At 46.0% G+C, this 22217-nt stretch carries 22 protein-coding genes; 6 read left to right on the top strand and 16 right to left on the bottom strand.

Annotated features, from left to right (window positions below; all coding sequences use genetic code 11):
- Window positions 1-2: 2 nt before the first annotated feature.
- On the bottom strand, window positions 3-1034 hold the full coding sequence (locus YH65_RS06045; protein WP_046551084.1) for a bifunctional 3,4-dihydroxy-2-butanone 4-phosphate synthase/GTP cyclohydrolase II: 1032 nt from the start codon (window positions 1032-1034) through the stop codon (window positions 3-5).
- 245 nt (window positions 1035-1279) lie between these two features.
- Here YH65_RS06045 and YH65_RS06050 point away from each other — a divergent pair, with 245 nt between their 5' ends.
- Complete coding sequence (locus YH65_RS06050; RefSeq protein WP_046551085.1) at window positions 1280-1558, top strand: hypothetical protein; 279 nt, start codon at window positions 1280-1282, stop codon at window positions 1556-1558.
- Window positions 1559-1818: 260 nt separating this feature from the next.
- Here YH65_RS06050 and YH65_RS06055 read toward each other — a convergent pair whose 3' ends face one another.
- From YH65_RS06055 to fabI, 7 genes are all read right to left on the bottom strand, one after another.
- Window positions 1819-2172, bottom strand: coding sequence for a DUF6172 family protein (locus YH65_RS06055; RefSeq protein WP_046551086.1), 354 nt, complete (start codon window positions 2170-2172; stop codon window positions 1819-1821).
- A 371-nt stretch (window positions 2173-2543) separates the two neighbouring features.
- Complete coding sequence (locus tag YH65_RS06060; protein ID WP_046551087.1) at window positions 2544-2939, bottom strand: hypothetical protein; 396 nt, start codon at window positions 2937-2939, stop codon at window positions 2544-2546.
- A 65-nt stretch (window positions 2940-3004) separates the two neighbouring features.
- A complete protein-coding gene (locus tag YH65_RS06065; RefSeq protein ID WP_046552060.1) occupies window positions 3005-3973 on the bottom strand; it encodes a virulence RhuM family protein/type II toxin-antitoxin system death-on-curing family toxin in 969 nt (322 codons plus the stop codon).
- Complete coding sequence (locus YH65_RS06070; RefSeq protein ID WP_046551088.1) at window positions 3966-5279, bottom strand: DUF2130 domain-containing protein; 1314 nt, start codon at window positions 5277-5279, stop codon at window positions 3966-3968. Before YH65_RS06070 ends, YH65_RS06065 begins: the two co-directional genes overlap by 8 nt.
- A gap of 384 nt (window positions 5280-5663) precedes the next feature.
- A complete protein-coding gene (locus YH65_RS06075; RefSeq protein WP_046551089.1) occupies window positions 5664-6941 on the bottom strand; it encodes a CAP domain-containing protein in 1278 nt (425 codons plus the stop codon).
- 14 nt (window positions 6942-6955) lie between these two features.
- Entirely contained in the window at window positions 6956-7711 is a 756-nt protein-coding gene (rlmB, locus tag YH65_RS06080; protein WP_046551090.1) for a 23S rRNA (guanosine(2251)-2'-O)-methyltransferase RlmB, read from the bottom strand.
- On the bottom strand, window positions 7708-8532 hold the full coding sequence (gene fabI / locus YH65_RS06085) for an enoyl-ACP reductase FabI (RefSeq protein WP_046551091.1): 825 nt from the start codon (window positions 8530-8532) through the stop codon (window positions 7708-7710). Before fabI ends, rlmB begins: the two co-directional genes overlap by 4 nt.
- A gap of 82 nt (window positions 8533-8614) precedes the next feature.
- Between fabI and YH65_RS06090 the strand changes: the two genes are divergently transcribed.
- Together YH65_RS06090 and YH65_RS06095 are read left to right on the top strand one after the other, a co-directional pair.
- Entirely contained in the window at window positions 8615-9109 is a 495-nt protein-coding gene (locus YH65_RS06090; protein ID WP_046551092.1) for an asparaginase domain-containing protein, read from the top strand.
- Window positions 9110-9168: 59 nt separating this feature from the next.
- The gene (locus YH65_RS06095) at window positions 9169-9564 is read left to right on the top strand and encodes a hypothetical protein (RefSeq protein ID WP_046551093.1); all 396 of its coding nucleotides are present in this window, start codon (window positions 9169-9171) and stop codon (window positions 9562-9564) included.
- Window positions 9565-9571: 7 nt separating this feature from the next.
- Here YH65_RS06095 and YH65_RS11540 read toward each other — a convergent pair whose 3' ends face one another.
- Window positions 9572-9745, bottom strand: coding sequence for a hypothetical protein (locus tag YH65_RS11540; protein ID WP_169745662.1), 174 nt, complete (start codon window positions 9743-9745; stop codon window positions 9572-9574).
- Between the two features lie 165 nt (window positions 9746-9910).
- Here YH65_RS11540 and YH65_RS06100 point away from each other — a divergent pair, with 165 nt between their 5' ends.
- Entirely contained in the window at window positions 9911-10660 is a 750-nt protein-coding gene (locus tag YH65_RS06100) for an endonuclease/exonuclease/phosphatase family protein (RefSeq protein ID WP_046551094.1), read from the top strand.
- Between the two features lie 30 nt (window positions 10661-10690).
- On the opposite strand, the gene YH65_RS06105 is transcribed toward YH65_RS06100, so the two are convergent.
- The 5 genes from YH65_RS06105 to YH65_RS06125 form a co-directional block, all read right to left on the bottom strand.
- Window positions 10691-12034 (bottom strand): DEAD/DEAH box helicase, encoded by a 1344-nt coding sequence (locus YH65_RS06105; protein ID WP_046551095.1) that lies wholly within the window; start codon window positions 12032-12034, stop codon window positions 10691-10693.
- Window positions 12034-13086 carry a CNNM domain-containing protein gene (locus tag YH65_RS06110; protein ID WP_084722039.1) on the bottom strand — a complete coding sequence of 351 codons (1053 nt, stop codon included), beginning with the start codon at window positions 13084-13086 and terminating at the stop codon, window positions 12034-12036. Before YH65_RS06110 ends, YH65_RS06105 begins: the two co-directional genes overlap by 1 nt.
- A 27-nt stretch (window positions 13087-13113) precedes the next feature.
- The gene (mgtE, locus tag YH65_RS06115) at window positions 13114-14442 is read right to left on the bottom strand and encodes a magnesium transporter (RefSeq protein ID WP_046551096.1); all 1329 of its coding nucleotides are present in this window, start codon (window positions 14440-14442) and stop codon (window positions 13114-13116) included.
- Between the two features lie 122 nt (window positions 14443-14564).
- A complete protein-coding gene (locus tag YH65_RS06120) occupies window positions 14565-14744 on the bottom strand; it encodes a YgaP family membrane protein (RefSeq protein WP_046551097.1) in 180 nt (59 codons plus the stop codon).
- Between the two features lie 90 nt (window positions 14745-14834).
- Window positions 14835-16187, bottom strand: a complete 1353-nt coding sequence (locus YH65_RS06125; RefSeq protein ID WP_046551098.1) for an FAD-dependent oxidoreductase — start codon at window positions 16185-16187, stop codon at window positions 14835-14837.
- Between the two features lie 122 nt (window positions 16188-16309).
- Here YH65_RS06125 and YH65_RS06130 point away from each other — a divergent pair, with 122 nt between their 5' ends.
- The gene (locus tag YH65_RS06130) at window positions 16310-17167 is read left to right on the top strand and encodes an alpha/beta fold hydrolase (RefSeq protein ID WP_046551099.1); all 858 of its coding nucleotides are present in this window, start codon (window positions 16310-16312) and stop codon (window positions 17165-17167) included.
- Here the strand turns inward: YH65_RS06130 and YH65_RS06135 are convergent.
- Window positions 17148-19265, bottom strand: a complete 2118-nt coding sequence (locus YH65_RS06135; protein WP_046551100.1) for an alpha/beta fold hydrolase — start codon at window positions 19263-19265, stop codon at window positions 17148-17150. The two genes, YH65_RS06130 and YH65_RS06135, sit on opposite strands and share 20 nt — an antisense overlap.
- Window positions 19262-21592, bottom strand: a complete 2331-nt coding sequence (locus YH65_RS06140) for an acyl-CoA dehydrogenase (protein ID WP_154806474.1) — start codon at window positions 21590-21592, stop codon at window positions 19262-19264. Before YH65_RS06140 ends, YH65_RS06135 begins: the two co-directional genes overlap by 4 nt.
- A gap of 242 nt (window positions 21593-21834) precedes the next feature.
- On the opposite strand from YH65_RS06140, the gene YH65_RS06145 reads away from it, so the two are divergent.
- A complete protein-coding gene (locus YH65_RS06145) occupies window positions 21835-22215 on the top strand; it encodes a DUF6394 family protein (RefSeq protein ID WP_046551102.1) in 381 nt (126 codons plus the stop codon).
- Window positions 22216-22217 lie beyond the last annotated feature (2 nt).

The following is a 22217-nucleotide window of genomic DNA, read 5'->3' on the forward strand; positions in this document are numbered from 1 at the left end:
GATCAAACGACTTCTATCTTCTCCACCACATCAAGCCCAAATCCGGAAAGCCCCACGAATTCTGTTTCTTTGTTATTTGTAAGCAGGTTGATGTTCTTGATACCGAGGTCTTTGAGTATCTGCGCGCCGACACCGAACTCTTTAGCCTGTTCATGTGAAATGGTCTTCGTATCCAGAAATACCAGTATCCCGCCGTTCTGCTTAAGGTACTCTATGGCGTGGTCCAGTGCACTGAAACGCTTGTCATCGAGTATGAGGTCGACATCACGCCCGATATTGTGGAACTTCACATTGGCGCTCTCATGCAGTTTGTAGAACTGTATCACCGTGTGGCATCGGTCAAGATGGTCGCTGTAGACAATCTTCTCTATCTTGATGCCTTTAAGTTCGCTCTCTTCGGTTGAAACACGCTTGACCAGTTTTTCATTCGCCAGACGGTACTCGACGATATCGGAGATGTAGACGATGGGCATATCGTATTTTTCAGAGAAGACTTCAAGGTCGTCTTTGCGCGCCATCTTCCCGTCATCATTGATGATCTCACAGATCACTGCTGCCGGTGCCAGGCCCGCCAGCTTACAAAGGTCGACAGAGCCTTCGGTATGCCCTGTCCTTACCAGTACACCGCCGTCTTTGGCTATGAGCGGGAAGATATGTCCCGGACGCACAAAGTCGTCTGCTACAGTCAAAGGGTTTGACAGTTTTGAGATACAGTCATCTCTCTCAGCAGCCGAGATGCCTGTTTCTGCATTGGCAGAGTCGATGGAAACAGTAAAAGCCGTTTCATGGTTGGAGACATTGTTGTCGACCATCGGCATCAGATCAAGCTTGGCCGCTATCTCTTTGGTAATGGGCGTACAGATGAGCCCTCTAGCTTCTTTTGCCATGAAGTTGACAAGCTCGGGGGTCGAAAAAGTAGCGGCATAGACAAGATCGCCTTCATTTTCACGATCCTCATCATCCATCATAATGACCATTCGGCCTCTTTTGATCTCATCGATGGCTTTCTCTACTCTTTGTATTGCGTCTGACATGTTTTTTTTCCTAAATTGTAATATGAATCGAATTATATCGTATATCGCTATAGATTGGGATTTGGTGTGCTGTTGCACACCCTACAATATTATTGCAGATATAAAATTGTTATACATATTCAGTACGCGTAGGGTGTGCAACAGCACACCTTCAACACGATCCGGCAGTTTATTATATGAGAACATTTATAGTATAATATGTTTTCACTGCCTATCACGGATAAATGACTGCGAAAAGGAATAGTATGCCTGGAAGATCACTGCTATTGGCAACCATCATTCTCTCACTACTGTCAGCCTCAGAGAAAGCGGACAGTAACACCACCCCAAAAGCACGGATACAAAAAGCAGTCCGGCAAGCCATGGAAAAAGAAAAAAAGTATGCCAAAGAGCAGAAGTTCTACAATGCCGACGAATATGACTTCAAAAGTGTAGAGGTCGATCCTGACACCCTAAAAGATATACAGACCGTCGAGCCGGACTACAACTATACCGATGCCTGGGGTGCATGTGACAATGAGTGATCCAGTACGCAAAAACAGATACCATCAAAATCAGTAATAATATAAACGTTTTCATCAGACATCTTTACGGAAGGAAAGAATACAACTCTTTGACTCTTTTTTCCGTCATAGGGTATTGAGTTTTTTATCCCAGTAGTCATACTCACTGTAAGCACACTGCATCCAGTTATTTGTTGCCGGATTGTTTTCTTTGGGCTGTCTATAGAGAGTGCCCAATGGTGTTAGCTTGCCTCACAAAAAGAGAGGAGGCTTCTTCCGCACTAATCAACAGGCTCACTGCTTACACTATCTTCGGCTGGCTCTTCTTCACTTGCTTCTTCTTTGATCGATTTTAACGGTTTGGGTGCAGCTTTTGCCATAATCTCTATGTAGACTTGCGTGGCACCTGTAGCATGTATGCTGTCCAGTGCCGCCAAAAGTTCTTTATAGACGATATTCTCTGCCTCTTCTGCTGTGGTGCCTATCTTGCAGTCAAAATCCCAGTAGGTAGTTTCCGGGTCTGCCAGTTCTTTTCTCTTTTCGCGTTTGACATATTTTCTGATGTCATGCTTAACGGCTTCGAGTACGCGATCTGTATGCTTCTTGGGGTCGGCCAGTTGAAAAACTTTTTTCACTATTATTTCCTGTTTATTGTTATGGGCCCCTCTAATAACCCCGGATGCTCATAACATCTCTAGCTTTTGTCTAGGCTAGGCACTCTTTTGAAGGCCTAGCCGTAGTTAAGTCGAAAAAGAGTAACGACGCATAGGCGAAAGCTAGTGATGCCCACAGGGTGGGCTTTGCAAACGCAATCTTTCACAAGATGCTTACTTCGTCTTAGCTTTGGCTAGGACTTGGAAGCCTCTTGCAAAATCTCACATTTGCAAAACCCATTATGAGTATCTGGGGTTTTTAGATGTGCCCTTATGTTTGTCAGTGTATCCAGTTTATACTAAATTCCTGAGCATCAACATGGGTACGGTGTCAATGTTACTGACCTCTAATATTACAACGTAAAAGATAAATTGGCAAACGCTCCTTCAGCACTTAGCGCACTCTTATATCGCGTACCAAGTACCCTGACACGTTTCGTCTCCAAATCACATATAGCAATACGAAAACTCGCCCCCATCTGTGGCTCGACGACGCAGATAATCTTTCCTTCGTATTCTCGTGTAGCGTGGATGATACCCTGTAATTTCGGGAAAAAGTATTTCGGATAACTCAGCGGTGTAATCTCCACGATCTTGATCTGTTCCTTTTTTTCAAGACTCTCCAGCATAAGCTGTGCATCTTCAATGCTCTCAAACTGCACACACCAATCATCAAAAACTTTGTTGAAGTTTTTAAGGTCTTCATCCAAGAAACCTCCGACAAGTGATTGTAAAGCAAAAATTCCCATTTGTGTTGTCCTGTATTTAATAGCGCTATATTAGCATAATTCTCTCTTGCAATCTCACTCATCATCTAATCCCTCAACATCAAAAGTACCAACCCAACCATACGATCCTTATCATTCGGATTTGATTCCGCGATGAGCAAGGTCAATGCGGTCAAAGCATTGGGATTTATAAATTTTTCTACATCAAATCCTGCTCTTTTCAGCAACCAGACAAAACTAAAAGCACCCGTACGTTTGTTACCGTCGTTAAAAGGATGGTTTTTCACAATGAAATAAAGTAAATGTGCCGCCTTTTCCTCTACTGTAGGGTAGGCATCTTCACCAAAAACCGATTGAAATACATTACCGACTATGCCCTCCAGACTCTTCTTTGTTTTCTCAGTGGCAAATATCTCGGAGGCTTCGCCTTTTTTCATCAACTCCTCCTTGAAAATAGCAACATCTTTATAAAGCTTTTCAACTTCAAACTCAAGATTTACTTTACTGATACCCTCTTGGGGTAATTCTTCTCTGTCATAACTGTCTAATCCAAACCAAGTAGCCGAAAAGGACTTGATAAGCTCCAATACATCCCCTGCTTTGACACTATCTGCATTTTGAGATAGCACTTTCATATCTTCAACTACTCGTAAAAATTCATCATAATTTTTTTGAAGGCGTTCATTGTTTATTGTATAACCTTTAATAAGATGATCTTTTAACACATTGGTAGCCCATATTCTAAATTGTGTAGCTCTTCTACTATTAATCCTGTATCCTATCGAGATAATACTATCTAAATTGTAAATATTTATATTTTTTGTTTGTGTTTTATCCGATACAGCACCATGTTTAGTGGTCATTTCCATTTTGGAAACAACCACTTTTTCATCTAACTCACCACTATTAAAGATATTTTTCAAATGTTTTGAAACAGCAGGCACTTTAACATCAAATAGCTCAGCTATTTGCTTTTGACTAAGCCAGATACTTTCAGCATCAACCATAGCATCTAATACAACATTTCCATCCTCATAAATAACTATATCACTCATCATCCAAACCCTCAGGCAATTCCAAAGCCTCTATATGCCCTAACGCTCCAGCCCCAGCAATGCCTTGGAGTGAACCGTACATCTCCGTCGTGTTCTGCAACACACCGTCTATAAGCTTTTGGCGGCGTTTCCAGCTTGCCATGAGCGAGCGGCGCTCTTTGTCCAATTCGGTCTGCATCTGCATAAAGCCGTCCACAATGGCTTTGAGCTGCATCTGAAACTCGTTACCTGTCAGGTAGCTGTAAAGCAGGCTCATTTTGTCACTCTTGTTCTCTTCTTTCTGGACGGTCTTTTGTACACGTATGAGACTTTCTCTCAGAAGTGAAGCAGACCCTTTGAACTCATCTAGGCTGCATACCCAGATGCCCTCCACAAAGCCCATCCTGTCCATACCGTTGGGATAGACCGAAGTTACGAGTACACCAATGTCAGCATTGACCTTGAGCATATCCTGTTTGAGTTTTGTGATCCAGCCGTCCGACCATGCCTTGGTGTTCTTACTCTCATAGCAGATGGTACCGCAGTTCTGTAATTCCCGGGTGTGAATAGTATGTACGCAGTCCGCCCCGAAAGCCCCCTTTTTAACCTCTTCGATGTTATCGAACGGGAACTGTGAAGCCAGCCATGACTCTATGGCAAGTTCCAGCGCTTCTCCCTGTACCTGCATGCTGCCCTGCTCCGCTTTACGTTTGGCACTTTCGATGTCTCTTCTCATCTGTTCGATCTGCTCGTCTTTGGCTTTGAGCTTGAGTTCGTTGGCCTCGAGCACTTGCTTGGTAAGCAATTCTTTCTCTTCCAGCGCTTGTTTGGCAAGTTTTTCTTTCTCAGCCCTAAGCTCATCGCTCAGAGCCTTTTGTGCTTCTATCTTCGCGGCTGAGGCGAGCTCTTCTTTTTCGCGTTTGAGCTGTTCAATCATGGCTTTAGAGGCGTTGAGCTCCTGTACCTGCTTGGATTTCTCTTCCAGCTCTTTTTGAAGCAGTGCCATCGACGCTCTCTGCTCTTCTACAAGTTCCCTCTTAAGCTCATCTTGAAGCTTGGTACGTTCTATACGTAACTGTTCTTTCGTAGCCTTACGCAATTTCTCATCAAACTTCTCTTTTTGCTCTTGCATGGAGCGTTTTTGGGTTTTGAGGTCATCAAAAGCTTTTTTATACTCTTGACGTTTGGCTTCTACCTCATCACGTAGTTTTTTCTGTTCTGCTAAATTTTTTTGCTTGTACTGCTCTTCTATTTGATGGTAAAATATTTCATCGATGTCAATATCAGTACCGCAGTTTGGGCATTTGATGGTGTTGGTTGTGGACATGTGTATTTCCTAAATCTATAATATTAAAACTATTTTATCTAAAAAGTGGAAGATGTAGGAAAAATATGGCAATTTGACATATCAGTATCTAGACTTAATGGTATCACCTTTGTCCAAAAGCATTAGAATACTTTTGATCTGGGTTTGGTTGAGGGTGGTTTTCTTAGCTAAAAGTGCTGTGATGTTTTGTGCATAATCGTCCCTTGATTTAACCCGGATTATAGCTATTTTTTATCTTTATCCTCAACAGACTTTTCCAGTTTCTTGGCCACGTGGTCTATTTCCCCAAGAAAATGTTCAATCTTTTTGAACAGTTCTTCTTTTTCTTTAGGCATAGAGCGTATCCTTTTTTAGGACTATTATATCACAAGGCAGGCAGATCTGTTACTGTACCTTCACGTGCACCGTTCGTGAAGCGCTTGTGATATCGAAATCCTGCGTACCTTCCGGCATGGCTGAAATCTTCAGGGTATGATTGTCTACAAAAGAGATGTCCACATCGGCGGGGAAACGGATATCGCTGATGATATCATGCGGGCCGAGGGGACGGAAATAGAGCAGATGGGCCTGCATCGGGTCAAGGCTGACCGTCTCTTCTCTTTTTGTGATGGTATGCAGTTTTTCCGTGGGTCTCTGCGTCTCGAAAGACCAGCTTAAATGCTCTCTGCCTTTGGGGGTACGGTAAATGATCTCTGCACGGTATCGTGTACCGTATTCCAGACGTTCAAGAGGGAAAAGCGCAAACTGGTGTGCTGTGAATCGATGGTGAGGATCATTGCTTTTGTCCATGAAACGTACCTTTTCAACCTCTTTCCCGTCCGGCGTAAAAAGTTTGAACGATACAAGGTCAACTTTTTTGAAGTAGTAGTCGTTAAAGACCACAGAGACAGGAAAACCACTCACTTCATAATCAGGCAGCGGATCAGGAACTTCACTGTAGAAGGCAGGCGGCACTTCCTCCTGCCCGTCATATGGGTAGAGAATGATCTTTGGGTTGAGCTGCCTGTTGTGGTTCAGCGCACTATTGAATCTCTTTTCGGCGATGCGATGCTCAGGCTCACGACAGACTTTGTAGACATATTTGCCGCTTCCTTTAAAAGCCGGCGTACTACAAAGCACTTCAAGTTCACTGTTCCCCATAAGGTAGACAAAAGCACTTTTTTCGCGTGCTGAAGGATCCTGGGCAGCACCTACACCGATCTGGTCTATGGCTACATCCAGAAAGCCAAAGCGATGATAGATCGCAGAGAAGAGCCCGTCAATGGAACTTTTACCGCTGTTATTCTTTGTAGAAAGATTCTCGCTGACATAGGAAACATCGTAACCTGCTTTCAATGCCCGTTCTTTTGGGCTAACCCCGGTAAAACCTTTGTGTCCCGGGATCTCTTCATGGGCTGATTCGTCATTGGCTATCAGGTAGTCTGCATGCGCCTGTGCCGCACGGTCCAGTTTTTCATTCTCAGAGAGCATTGACATACCCATTGACTGGCGTATTTCGTTCAGGTAGGCACGTGCTTCATTTTTTTCATAAGCCATATCCATAGTATGGGCCTGTTTTTTGACAATGACATTCGAAGCAGATGCGGCAAGATCGTTCTGTATACTTTGCCAGAAAAGAAAAGAAGCAGCCAGAAGTGCCAGAAGAACCGCTACAAGACGCATTGGTTTTCCCTGCCCTACAGGAAAGCCAGCAGTGAAGCGGTAACCGCTACATTGAGGGACTCTACTCCGCGCTGCATAGGAATGGCAATGGAAGCATTGCAGAGTCTTTCAATGGCCGGACTGACCCCTTCACTTTCATTGCCGAGTACAAAAATGGTCTTCTCACTGTAAGTCTGCTCTTTGTAACTTTTGTCTGCATGCGAAGAGAGTGTATAGAGTGAAGCGCCCTCTTTCCTGAAATGTTTCAATGTCTCTTTCAAGTTTGAGGTTTTGATGATGGGCATCTTGAAAAGTGTACCGACAGATGCCTTGATGACCAGTGGCGATATCTGCGCGGCACCTTTGGTCGGCAACAGGATCGCATCGATATTCCCTGCGGCACAGGAACGTATGATCATCCCCAGGTTCTGGGGGTTCGTTACACCATCAAGTGCGATGATACGGTAGTTTGTGTTTTTAGATATGAAATCTTTCTCGTCTCCAAAATGCTCCAGAATGATATCGAGTGCAACACCCTGATCCTGTTTTGCATTTTTGGAGATACGTGAGAGAGAGGATTTGTCATGGTACTGTACTTCTATACCACGTTTGGAAGCGATCTTTTTCATCTGCTCCAGAACAGAAGCGTCTTTGTTCGATTTGGAGAGGTGGAGTTTGTGGATGGTAACATCCTCATCTTTGAGTGCTTCCATCACAGCATTACGTCCGTAAATGGTAAGTACTTTATCAAAAAAAGCTTTTTTGGCTAAGTACTCGGGTGAGTCATTCACGAATTGCCGTCCCAGGCAATTTTTGGCTTGCCATTTTCATCGAACTCTACCGCAGGCATTCCCATGATGTTGTATCCGCCGTCCACATAATGGATCTCGCCTGTTACGGCCGAAGAAAGATCTGAAAGCAGATACATACCTGAGTTCCCTACCTCTTCGATGGTCACATTTTTCTTTAACGGCGCGTGTGCCGCGTTCCACTTGAGCATGAAGGAGAAATCCCCTATGCCTGCTGCCGCAAGTGTTTTGATGGGGCCCGCAGAGATGGCATTGACCCTGATGCCGTCTTTTCCGAGGTCCTCTGCCAGGTATTTGACCGTCATTTCAAGTGCTGCTTTCGCTACGCCCATCAGGTTGTAGTTGGGAATGTACTTTTCCCCACCATAGTAGGAGAGTGTCAGAACGGAGGAGTTGTCCGAAAGAACAGGCTTGAGTTCTCTTGTGACCTCTATAAGAGAGTAGACAGAGATGTCCATTGCCACGTCGAAAGCTTCCTTGGAAATGTCCACAAAACGTCCGCTCAGCCCCTCTTTTGGAGCGAATGCGATCGAATGGACGATGAAGTCGATCTGGCCCATGTCTTTTTCAAGTGATTCTTTAAGTGCTTTGATCTCTTCAGGTCTGCTCACGTCACATGGGTAAAGTCTTGCACCGCAGCCAAGATCTTCTGCAATGGGAGCGAGTTTCTTCTCGAAACGCTCGTTGAGAAATGTAATGGCCATTTCCGCACCCTGCTCCTGACAGGCTTTTGCTATACCGTAAGCGATGGATTTTTTGTTGGCGATGCCGAGAATGACACCTTTTTTACCTTTCATGATCATACATATAACTCCTGAATTAAATTCCGATATTTTATCATCATTGAGGTAAAATGTAGAACGACTATACAAAATTAGGGTAAATATGCAGAAAATACTGATCATAAGCACCGGCGGCACATTCAATAAGATCTACGATCCGATCGCAGGGGATCTTATTGTTGAAGAGACATCCAGGGCAGTCAGGGAGATAGCATCAAAATGGTTGAGCAGATTTGAGCTGATCAGTATCATAGGAAAAGACAGCCTGGCCATGACAAATCAGGACAGACTGGAACTTCTCTCTGTGGTGACCCAGACAGAGCATGAAAAGATCATCATTATTCATGGTACCGACACTATGCATGTCACAGCCGAATATCTTGCAGAGGTGGAGATAGAGAAGAAGATCATTCTTACCGGAGCGATGGTCCCCTACAGTATCGATCCCGTGGAAGCAACGGCAAATCTCACGTCTGCACTGGGGTACATGCAGCTACTCTCGGAAAACGGTGTCTACATAACGATGAACGGCCTCTTCAGTTCTTATGACAAGATTCTAAAAGACCGATCCAAAGGCAGGTTCATACGTAAAAAATAGGGGTACATTTATGATGATTGGATATAATTAGCCCAATACCATATAGGAGGAAAACAGATATGAAATTAAGACTATTGGCAGCAGGTATCGCTGCATTGGCCTTTTCCGGCTGTACGAACAACACAATGATTCCTTCATTCTCACCTTCTGCACCGGTAGAAACACCCAAGGCACCTGTAGTGGAACACACGGATTATGAACATGCTTCTCCTGAAAAACAAAATCTTTTTTATGAAGACATGGTCGCTGTGGCGACGAGCACAAAGAGTGATCCGAACTACCATAGAATGGCACTCGATACACCTGAAAGAAAAGCATGGTTTAAAAACCTTATGTACCGTCTTTGGGACGGGCAGATCACCAAACAGGAGTTCATAGCCGAAGGTGTCAGTAAATATCCCGATCACCGATATGAGTTTGAATTTGTTGCCAACGGATATGAACAAAGAAGATAATTTTTTTCTACTTTTTATCGTCTTTTTTAGGAAGAAATTTTCCACACCCTTTTTGGGGTGTTCCTCCAAAACTTTTGACTTCTCTTGCCGTACCATTTTTATAGATCACCGTTCTTTGACAGTTCGGGGACTCCACACACTCTTCATTTTTGCATCCTACATCTTCAGGAACCTGTGCCATTTTTTATCCTTATAATTAAATTTTGAACGCATTATACATCTTAAACATAAATATTGTGTTAGAGAATCCATATAATAATTATGTAAAATCAGTATAATTGAATATCTGTAAATTATACTTGATGTAGAAGGATCGAATTATGCTCACTATAGGCGTACCACTCTCATGATACGATTTTTACCCTCCGTTCTGCATCATAAAGGCTGTGGGAAACAGTGTAATCCCTATTTCCCGGAAACCTTTACACTGCTCTGCTGGAATATACATAAGAAGAACCAGACAGACCCTTCTTTTAGAGCCTTTCTGCAAAAGATGCTCTCACAAAAAGAGCTCTACCTCTGTATGCTGCAGGAAGCTGAATTCAAAGGAGATACCTTTACTTTTGATGACTGTGCCTACGATGCGGCGGCGAACCTGCAGGTCAAAGACACCTTCTATGGTGTACTTACTGCATGCCGAACAGAATCAAAGTCGGCAAAAGCCTATCTCTCGGACTCTCAGGAGAGTCTTGTCGGGCCGCATAAAAGCCTGCTTTTAAGTACCTATCCCCTTACAGGAAACAAAACCCTGCTGGTGCTCAATATACATGCCATCAATTTCAGGGAAAACAGCAGTTATGAACGGGAACTTGAAATATTTGCCGAAAAAGTAAGGGCTCACGAGGGACCGATGATCGTTGCGGGGGACTTCAATGCCTGGAACAAGAAGCGCAGAGAAGCACTGCATAAGCTACAAAAAGATCTTTCACTTGAGCTTGTGATATTCACGGAAGAGGACAATGTAAAATCGTTTATGGGGTATCCCCTCGATTTCGTACTCTACCGGGACCTGGAATGTACAGCCAAAGAAGTGATCTTGGATCATGATATTTCCGATCACCATCCGCTGCTTGTCACTTTCCGTACTCTCAAGTGATCAAATTTGATCGGTGCGTGGTTACGCACCCTATTTTTTGCCTCTACCGCGCTTTTTGTTCTGCGTTTTTGTCTCTTTGGTCTTTTTGGCCGCATCAAAGGCTTTGAAACCGTCACGTTTGGTCGTTTTGCGTTTCTTTCCTTTTTTGACGCCGGGCCGTGAAACCGCTTCCCGCTTGACGGAAGCACTCTTTTTTCTGCGTTGGGGACCATGCAGCAAAAAGCCCCGTGATTTTACCTCTTTGGGTGCATACTCGGGAAGTATCACCTCTTTGATTTTCCCACCAAGTACTTTCTGCAGATCATGCAGCTGTTCGATCTCATCTGGGCTGACAAGCGTAATGGCAATGCCTTCTCTGCCCGCCCTTCCCGTACGTCCCACGCGGTGAATGAAATCATGTTTGACATGGGGAATGTCATAATTGATCACCACATCGAGATCGCTGATGTCCAGCCCTCGTGCTGCGATATCCGTTGCCACCAGTATCCGGTAGCGCCCTTCCCTGAAAGCATTGAGCGACTTCTTGCGCTCCTGATGGGTACGCTCCCCGTGCAGAATACCCACCTTGTAGTCCCATGAACGCAGACTCTCTGCCACACCGTCAGCCAACTCTTTTTTTCTCACGAAGAGCAGGACTTTCTCATAATTTCCCGATGAGATGAGCCAGGCTAGCAGAGCTTCCTTTTTGCTGCGAAGCACAGGATAAAGCATCTGCGTGATCGTATCGGCAATCTTTCCCGGAGGGTCAAGTTCAATACGTTTGAGCGGCTTGATGTATGTTTTGGCAAGCTTGATCACCCTTGGCGTGATGGTCGCGGAAACAATGATCTTCTGGGAGCGTTCCGTCATCATGGTGAAGATCTTTTCCAGATAGCCGACAAAACCCATATCGAACATCATATCGGCTTCATCGACCACCAGGTGGCGTATCGCTTTGATGTCGATGTGCTGTGCCTCTATGTGCTCCAGAGCCCGCTGCGGTGTAGCGATGATGACATCCACCCCTTTTTTCAGGCGCTCGGTCTCCACCGTTCTTCTTCCTCCGCCCTGAAGCAGGACCACATTCAGATTCAATGCATTGACGAAAGGTCTGGAAACCTCATAGATCTGCTGTGCCAGCTCTTTGGTAGGCGAAAGGATGAAGAGTCGTGGATAGTGATGCGTGACCTTTTCAGCCTCAGGGTTGATCTGCTGGAGTGCAGGCAGCAGGTAGGCAAGTGTCTTTCCACTTCCTGTCTGTGCGGAAGCAATGGCATTCTGCCCGTCAAGCAGTACCGGGATCAGTCTTTTCTGAATAGGCGTGGGACGTACGTAGCCCTCTTTTTCAAGAAGGTCTGTCAGTGCAGGTGAGAGTTTTAGAGAAGCAAAAAACATCAGTCTAAATTCAGGTCTTTGTTCTGACGTCTTCTCTGCAGACGCATTTTGAGCTTGGCAAGTTCACGCATGTCGACATGCGCATCACTCTCATCCACGATCTCAACCCCCAGAATGGTCTCGACACAGTCTTCAAGCGTCACGATACCCTCTACCTGATCATACTTGTCCAGTACAAGGAACATATGCGCTTTCTTCTCTATAAACAGGTCCAGCGCCCAGGAAACAGGTACCTGCTCGTTGATACGGTAGATGTCCTGTTGTATATCTTTCAGCAGAACACTGTCATCGTTCAGAGCTTGAGAAAAAAGCTGCTTGATCAGTACCAGTCCGGTGACATTCTCTATGCTCTCATCATAAATAGGAATACGTGAATATTTGAAGATATCCGGTTCATTCTTGATGATATCCTTGATCATTCTGTTCCCGTCCAAAGCAAAGACAACGCTTCTTGGTGTCAGAATATCATGCACCTTGATGTCATCCAGCTTCAGGATATTCTCTATAATATCGGATTCCTGCTCATCCAGTACACCTTCGTCTTCACTCAGCAGTGCACTTTCAAGAAGCTCTTCCTTGGACAGACTGTGCCCCTCATCACCTTTTTTGATACGGTTGGTCACGAAAAGTGTCATCAGTATGACAGGATAGGTGATCCATATGAAGAAACGTATGACATAGGCCGCAACTGGTGCAAGCGCCTTCCAGTAAGTTGCCCCGATGGTCTTTGGAATGATCTCTGCAAAGAAAAGGATGGCAAATGTCAGTACAATGGAAACATAGAACACCGCACCCGATCCGAACACACGCTCCGCCTGTACCCCTACGGCAGCCGCTCCCAAGGTGTTGGCGACGGTATTCAAGATCAGTATGGAGGCGATCGATTTGTTGATGTTGATCTTGTGCGATTTAAGCAGTTCGCCGACTTTGGGGCGTTCTTTTTCCAGGACCGAGATATACGGCATATTGACCGAAAGCAGTACCGATTCGAGTACCGAACAGATGAACGAGACGATCACTGCCGCTAAAAAGTATAAAACGAGTAAGTCCATTGAGGTAAAATTATCCTTTATTTTGTATTATAGTAAAATGAGGCTTGCCAGCCCCAGGAAACTGAAAAAGCCTACCACATCCGTAATGGTCGTGAGTATGACCGTACTGCCGATGGCCGGGTCGATATTGAGCTTTTTAAGCATCAATGGGATCATCGAGCCGAAAAACCCTGCACTGAGAAGGTTGATGATCATCGAAAGTGCGATCACTACACCCAGCATACCCTTATCGAACCATATGGCAGCAATAACACCTATGATTATAGCGAAAAGCAGACCATTGGCAAGAGAGAGTATCACTTCTTTCTTGATGGTACGGTAGGCATCGTTCTTTGCAATGTCTCCCAGAGCCAGCTGACGGACAACGACTGTAAGACTCTGTGTCCCCGCATTTCCTCCCATAGAAGCCACTATCGGCATCAAAACGGCCAATGCCACATAGGACTGAATCGTTCCCTCGAACATACCGATCACAAGAGAGGCGGCAATGGCTGTGATCAGGTTGATACCCAGCCAGACCGCCCTTGCCTTTCCAGCCTTGATCAAGTCATCATCCTCTTCTGCATCGTCATTGACCCCGGCAAGGTTATACATCTGGTCAGTCGCATGTTCAGAGATAAGATCGTAAATATCATCCGAAGTGATCCTGCCCAGAAGATAGCCGTGTTCATCCACGATCGGCATGGAGTTCAGGTCGTACTCCTGGAATTTTTTGACGATCTCTTTGATATCGTCATGGTCATGCCCTATGACCGGTTTGTACTTTTCGGGATTCTCACCGATATTCTCTCTGAGCGTCTTTTTGAAATCAAAGACCAGAAGATCATCGAGCCCTACACCGTAGCGCAGATGATTGTCTTCATCGGTAACAAAGAGATAGTTGACAGTCTCAAGTTCGCCCTTACGTTTCAGCTCGGCGAACTCTTTGATGATATCTTCTACTTTATGGTCAAGTCTGGCGGCATAGACCTCCACCTGCATGTAGGCACCGGCTTCGTCATCATCATACTGCTTGAGCTGAAGAATGTCCGCCTGGTCATCTTTATGCAGCTTCTTGAATACTTCCTTGGCCTTGCTGTCATCGATTTCTTCAAGCTCCTGGATGAAGTCCGTCTGGTCATCGGATTCAAGTTCGGCAACCGACTGTGCCAGTTCTTCTGAAGTGAACGAGTCAACGACATCGTCAAAATACCTGTCAGGCAGTTCAAGTGCCACATCGGCAATAAGTTCTTTGGGGATATGCTTGACTGCTTCGTCAAAATTCTTCTCATTCAGATCTTTGAGAAGCGAGGCGATTTCAGAAGGGTGCAGTTTATCTGCAGGATGTGTCTTAAGATACTGTGTCAATTTATCCATACGATACCCCTTGGCATTTTTATTGCTGAAATTATACTTTATTTAACGACAAAACGGTTGAAAAAAAAGGAGAACAAAGAAAGGGAGGCCCATGCCTCCGCTTTTATAGCAGTGTACACAGTTTATACATCACACTTTTTGGTAATGATACAGAGAGGACAGAAGTTTGACAATCCCGCGATCAAAGGGATCACACCAAGATAGAACCACTTATTCCCTGTATAAACACCTATACCTATCAGTATAAGCCCAAGTACTATTCTGATCGGTCTGCATATTTTTCTGATCTTATTTACATCCATGGTAGATTCCTTGAATTTTTTTGTAACTATACTATAGATACCTTAGATTCAAATAAGAGTAAAAAACTCCTAATGATGAACGATATATTGTTACTTGTTGATATAACAATATTCTTTCTCGTCACACAACTCTTCTTTTATCTTGTTTCTTTGCAGATCGGCTCCCAGAAAACTACAAATGATCTTTGCATCTTCAAAAGCGTTTCCCAGACAACTTGAAGCACCTGGAGACGGGGTCATGTTGAAAATGATCCCTTCACCTGTATCTATCTTCGCTTCACCCAGTAAAAGCGTCTTCTTCTTTTTGTCAATGATCTGTGGCCGCATTCCACCGTAGCCCTCTGCATACTTAATATCATCCGCATTAAGTGCAGGAATGATCTTCTGTACCTCTTTGATGAAGAATTCATTACCGATACCCGGCAGTTCATGTGCAAAATTACGTATGATGTAATGACGGATGTCATCATCACTCATAAGATCATAATAAACACCCAGTACAGAAGGGTCAAGGTCCAACATTTCAAAAAGTTCTGAAACATCCATCATATGGTAGCGTTCCAGTTTTGGCATGGCAAAGGCCGTAGGGCCAAAACGTGTTTTCCACTCCGCTGTCAGATCAGGATCTCCGTGTATGGCAGCAAAGGGAAGTTTGGGGTTTTGCATGGTATAGACTTTGGCATTGAGAAGCTCCTTTTCAGAAAAATAGAAACTTCCCCCTATCGGCAGCATCGCATAGTCATCGCCATAACCCATTTCATGGGCGATCATCAAAGAGTGCGCTCCGGCATTCACCACTATGGAGCGGGCCATGAATTCACCCTGCTCTGTGTGCAGTACGAACTTGTCCCATTTTTTGCTGATATGTGTCACTTCGGTATTGAAATGCAAAGAGATGGATGTCTCTTCTTTCTCTGACAACGCTATGAAGGTCCGGCTCAATGCGCCAAAATCCACCGTAGTTATCCTATCTTTGACCCCCAGTGCGACTATAGGTTCTTTCCGCCCCTCAAGAAGATTTGGTTCGATCTCTTTGAGTTTCTTTTCATCCCAAAGTTCAAGGTAGGGGAAGAGTGTTTTAAATGTTTCATGACGCTCTTTTAACTGCACGATCTCCTCTTCTCCTACTGCCAGTACCATTTTTGTTTTTCGAAAACCAAGTTCATCTTCATAATTGAAATGGTGAATGAAGTTCGCTACCATTGAGGAAGAGGCTTTTACCTTCGTGGCTTTTGCCAGGTCGTAATTGGTCTCTATATCCCCTATATGAAGTGTCTGGGAATTGGCTTTAGCTGAAGAGTTCAGCGTTGCGGCAGTATCATATTTTTCAAAAACTGCGATTGATTCCACATTGCTGTAGCGTGAAAGCATAAAAAGCAGTGATGCGCCTGAAATACCTGCTCCTATGACGGCAACTTCTGTATAATAAGCATTATCCTTCATCGTTATCTCCTTTTTAACCCGGGTTTGAATATCCAAGTATAGTTTTTCGGTGTAGAATAGCTGTGTACTGCACTGTTACCCCACCAACAATATGCTAAAATGGAGGTGTAAAAGGACAAACAATGCATCATCCGTTGAAAGTAAAGCTGATCCGTGCCTATTTTGCCATAGTAAGCTATTTGTTTCCTGCGCTTGCAGTGCTCTCCGCATACAGGCTTTTTCACCACCCTGTCAATACCAAACGAAAAAATGCCAAAGAGAAAAAAGTACCGGCTCCCCAACGGTTCATCATCAAAGTCGATGAAAAGATACAGTTGCAGGCATACAGATGGGGAGAAGCGGACCATCCTCCTGTCCTGCTGGTACATGGCTGGTCCACTACCTCGCGCAGTATGAGCAACTTCCTGGACTTGCTCCTCAGAAACGACTTTCAGGTCATCTCCTATGATGCCGTGCAGCACGGCGAGAGCGAAGGCAAAGCCTCTGACCTTGCCGGATGGGCGGACAGTGTACGGGCCGTCATGAGGGAAACAGGACCTGTGAAGTGCATCATTGCTCACTCATTTGGCGCTGCCGCGGTCACGGTCGCTTCAAAACTGGGACTGGATACCAGAAAACTTGTCCTGGTTGCCCCCATACATGACATCATAGAGGTGGCTGACCGCTTTGCCGAACGCCTGGGTATCCCTAAGAAGATCGTTGAAGAAATGCGTGACTATACCTGGGCACAGAATAAAACGAATTTCCATAAGTACGGAAAGGATTGGAAAGATATCCTCCACTCAAACTTTCATGTCCCTACCCTCATCTTTCATGATGTCGGCGACAGGGAGATAGGCATAGAACATTCACGACAGCTGTGTCAGCTCTGGCCCTGGGCAGTCCTCAGAAAGACAAAAGGTCTGGGACACAGGAAGATCCTGGATGACGGGGACGTCGCAAAAGAGATAGTGGCGTTCATCAAGAATGGCTCTGAATAAAACGGTATATCGCTTCAAAGACCTCCTGATGTCCTTTGTCGGAAAGTATGCCGTGTTGCTTTCGGGGAAGCAGGAGAAGCTTTTTATCCTTTGAACCGACCCTGTCGTAGATGAGTCTGGCACTTTCCCTTTTGACCACCGGGTCATTGTCCCCCTGGATGATCAGGATGGGATCCCGGATCTGCTTCAATGCCTTTCGTGTCTTGCTCATGACCTTTTCCATCTGGGCTACGGAAGAGAGAGGATGTTTCGTATAATTGACCTCAGGCTGCTCCGTATTTGAATTGTCTATCCACTCTTTGATCCCTTTGGCATTGAGATAGGAAATCATTTCGTTAAAAAAATGCAGGGTCGGTACGACATAGGAGACACGGAGATCATGCAGCTTCATGGCAGAGTTCACAGCGATGACCCCGTCCACCCTGTACTGCGCCGCATGCAGAAGCGCCAGCAGTCCGCCTGTGGAAAAACCGCCGATGAACACTTTGGAACAGACCTGCCTCATCGCAGTAAAGGCACGCTCAAAATCTGTCTCCCAGTCCTGGGCACTGACATGCTTCAATGCTTCGGGAGCCGTACCGTGGCCGCGCAGCCTGAGCACATAAACATTGATGCCTCTTTCAAAGAGGTACTCGGCAAGGCTCCGCATCTCTTTCGGGGCTGCCATATAGCCATGGGACAGAACCACTCCCACCTCGTTTTTTGAGTCATAGAATATAATGGGAGCACCCTTGTCGTCAGGTGCAGGCTCTTTCCCCAGATAGCTCTGATACTCCTCTTTGAAATAAGCCCATTCCCTCTCTCTCAAGTGCCGGAAGTTATCCTCTCTGAGTTCCTGTTCTGTAAATTTGCTGTTCTCTTTTGCCATCTCTACGATATTCTCCTGCCATTTGATCTCATTCAGTATGACCTGAAGTGTATTTTTCACTCTTACCTTATGGAAAGGATACTCTTTTTCCAGTAAAGAACGGTCAAAGAGATACTCTCCATCACTGTCCAGATAGAGTATATGCTGTGTCAGCGCGAGATCAACAGCCGACCTGAACGGCTCGTAACTTTCATCGAGTATCAGCCTGAAGAGCTCCTTTTGCAGTTCGCTGTGCAGATTGTAGCCTTCCATATTGCGAAGGGAGCGGGCATTTTTATAGATAAGCGTTTTGAGATATGACGGGCAGACCTTCACCGTGGGCATCGTGACAAGACTCAGTATGAACATATGGTCAAAATGTATCTGCATCTTGGAATAGACCCTGCGCATCACATCGCCTGTAAGTACTTTGCGCTGCGTGTCGATGGCTGCATCAAGTTTTTCTTTGTCATAAAGCACTTTTTCATCTTCCATGAATTCACCGAGGTAACTGTCCAGTGTGACAGCTTTGCCAAAACGCAGGTCCATATGTGCATCCATCAGCAGATTGATCTCTATCTCCAGTTCTTCAAAAAACCGTGTATTCCTCAAATGAAATATTCTGTCTATCAGCAGAAGAAGACGGTTCTCTCCGGGACGTATGGGATAATAGGTGATCGAAACAGGTATGATCTTGAGTTCCAGACTCTTGTCGATATCATCTGCATTCACACCCATGGAAGAACAAAAGTGTTTATGTCTGTCCGTTCTGCCGTATCTGGCCCTGTACTGTGCCAGCCTGGCTTTGAGTGCCAAGACTGCCGCACCGGTATGCACCGGCCCCTCATATTCGGGCGAATGGACACAGAACTCGCCGTTCTCAAAGGTGATCCGCTTGTTCTTCACCATATACCCTTCAGGGTAGATCACCCAGTCAGCAGAGCCTTTGAGCAGGTCTTCTATGATGATGCAGTCACGGTTCCTGTTCCTGTTGGACAGTGTACCCATGGAACGCATGAATTTTCCAAGCAGTCCGGCCAGTACTTTGTCATCGGCCAGAGACCGGCTTATCCTGCCGTACTTCTCGTAGAGCATATGCGGTACGACAAAGGTCTCAAAGCGGGTAAAATGGTTGGCAACGAAGAGGACGGGAGAGTCGGGGATCTCCTCCCCCGACACGGTGATGTTAGCCCCGGAGAGCTTGCGTATGATACCGATGGCAAAAGAGGAGAACCATACTGTCACTTTCATACCCGGCCTTTGCCGCCTGTTCTTCTCATATACGCTTCATGCGTGAAGGAATCCACTGTGATGATCTCATGCTGAAGCGCTCTTGCCGCTGCAAGGTGTATCACCTCCTCTTCCGTAAGAAGCTCGTCTCTTTTCTCTTTTTCCAGTGCTGTTTTGGCCGACTGTATCCTGTGAGCAGCTTCGAGAAGCTGTGTCGGACGATGCCCCATGTAAATATTGGCACAGATCCTCTGGCGCACACTGTCATCTTCACTTAAAGATTTGGCAATACGGTGCAGATCGTCATCTTTTATGGTCCGGCCCATAGGATTCAGCCTGCTGCAGAAAGACCATAATCTGAACGGTATGCCCGGGAATCCCGGTAGCAGATTTTCAAGTATACCCCTGAAAGCGGTATCTATGTTCCCGAACGCTTCTTCAACTGCAACTTTCAGAAAGAGTGCATCCTCCTTCTGCCTGCCCTCGACTTCAAAACGTTTCAGTGCCGCCGCAATAAAATACATTTGCGCCAGGATATCCCCGAAGCGGCCGGAAACGGACTCTCTTCTTTTCAGTGAGGCACCCATGAGTCCCAGAGCCACATCGCTTAGAAAGGCGAATTTCGCCGAAGCCCAGGCCAGCTTCTGTTCATAGCGTTTTGTTTCACCACTGCCTATGGCGGGATGCAGATAACCGCGTGTAAGGCCAAGCACAAAAGCCCTGACTTTGTTCCTGCCGACATATCCTATATGCGAGAAAAGCAGGCCGTCAAAGGCTTTGACATCCCCTTTTTCCAAAGCTTCTATCTGCGCATAGGCGTAGGGGTGGCAGCGTATCATCCCCTGCCCGAACAGGATCAGTGTACGGGTCATGATGTTCGCACCTTCAACCGTAATAGCGACCGGTGCACCGAAGTACGCATGTGCCAAAAGATTGCGCGGGCCTCTTGAAATCGCCGCCCCTCCCTGAATGTCCATTGCATCCATCATATTCTTTCTGAACATTTCGGTACTCTGGTACTTCATGATGGCATTGGCCACGGCCGGTCTGGCACCTTTGTCTATGGCGCCCAGCGTAAAGGTCTTTGCCGCATCGAGCATATAGGTACTCACTCCCAGTCTTCCCAGTACTTCGGCGATCCCCTCGAACTTCCCGATACTTAGACCGAACTGGTAGCGCACCACAGCATAGGTGGAAGCCACGAAGGTCGCCAGTTTGGAACCGCCCGTACTGGTGGAAGGCAGGGAAATGCCACGTCCGACGGCCAGTGATTCCATCAGCATCTGCCATCCTTTGCCCAGCCCTGCCCTGCCGCCTATGACATCGTCCATGCCGATGACAACATCTTTACCGACAAGCGGCGCATTGACAAAGGGGACACCCAGCGGGTCATGCCGACGTGTCTGGTCTATCCCCTCCTTTTTGGCATCGACCAGTGCACAGGTAATACCCCGCTCTTTCTCTCTGCCCAGAATCTCCTCGGGGTCTTTGAGCACAAAAGCCAAGCCGATGACCGTGGCGATGGCTGAAAGTGTGATGTAGCGCTTCTCGAAGTTGAGTCGTATCCTGATCTCATCGTCCACATCTCTGAAGAGCACACCTTCGGACTGTATCGACCCGGCATCGGAACCCGCTTCGGGTTCTGTCAGCGCAAAACAGGGAATATCTCGACCGTCGGCGAGCCGCGGGAGGTAGTGTTTTTTCTGTTCTAGCAGTCCGTAGTGCAGCAGCAACTCAGCAGGCCCCAGCGAATTGGGCACCATCACGGTAATGGCAAGTACCTGGGAGTGGGAAGCAAGCTTTTCAATGACGCAGCTGTGTCCATAGGCGGAAAACCCAAGCCCGCCGTACTCTTTGGGAATAATCATCCCGAAGAACCTTTTCTCCTTCAGGTAGCGCCATACCGCTTCGGGAAGCTCCCTGCTCTCAAAGACTTCCCAGTCAGAAGTCATGGAACAGACCTCGTTGACCTCATTGTCTATGAAATCCTGCTCTTCCCTGCTCAGTTTCGGATAGGGATTGTCAAAGATCTTTTTAAAATCGGGCTTCCCCGAAAAAAGCTCACCTTCGACCCAGACATCCCCTGCCCTGAGCGCTATTTTTTCCGTCTCGGAGATCTTCGGAAGCAGTCCTTTTGACTGAAGCATATTGAACAGCGGCTGTGTTATGAGCCTGACACGTACCCCTTTGACAAGAAATACCACCCCGAACACGATGGCAACTATCCACCACCCCGGGGGTGCACTGACGAGAAACAACAAAAGTGCAAGCCCGGCGAACCACAGCCACAACGGCGCAGCAAAGTAAGCCAGCACCACCATCCCGACGATCACAAGAAGCACTGTCATATCACACCTCCAATCTTTCAACGATGATACCATCAAAAGTGTGGATTGGGTGTGGAGCGGAAGCTATGATTATGTTTCTTCAGGCTTTACAAACCCAATGGTCTTACTTTTCACTTCTTCGGCACCGGAGCTCAGAAATTGTGACTTCCAATTTTCAAATTTAATTTTCATAATCAGCATATCTCTCTCTTATTAAAATCATTTTTGGCTATACTTTACGACATATATGACAGGAGAAACATATGAATACAGAAAAGGTAATATCGGGGTTTTTCTTTATCCTCGCCATGACGATAAACTTCGGATTCTTTTATGGAGATCCGTCCAATATCGAATATCACAGTGCCTATGAACTTTTCGCTGCTATCATCATTAACCTGATCGCCACAGTACTGAAACTGGGAGATAAAACCCAGCTGGGCTCGGTTTTGCTTGCCACCAGTCTTGTCGCCGACATCCAGCTTGTCGCTTCTGCCAGTGTCTGGGCACTTGCCCTTTATGTCGGACACGGACTGAACAACGAAAGTACCCTGGCAGTCGTCTCTCTTTCCGGCGGGGCACTGCTTGCCAACATCGTATCTGTACTCCTCTTCATCGGAGATACCCTCAAGTCCAAACGGTAGCC

Source organism: Sulfurovum lithotrophicum (assembly GCF_000987835.1).
Classification (GTDB): domain Bacteria; phylum Campylobacterota; class Campylobacteria; order Campylobacterales; family Sulfurovaceae; genus Sulfurovum; species Sulfurovum lithotrophicum.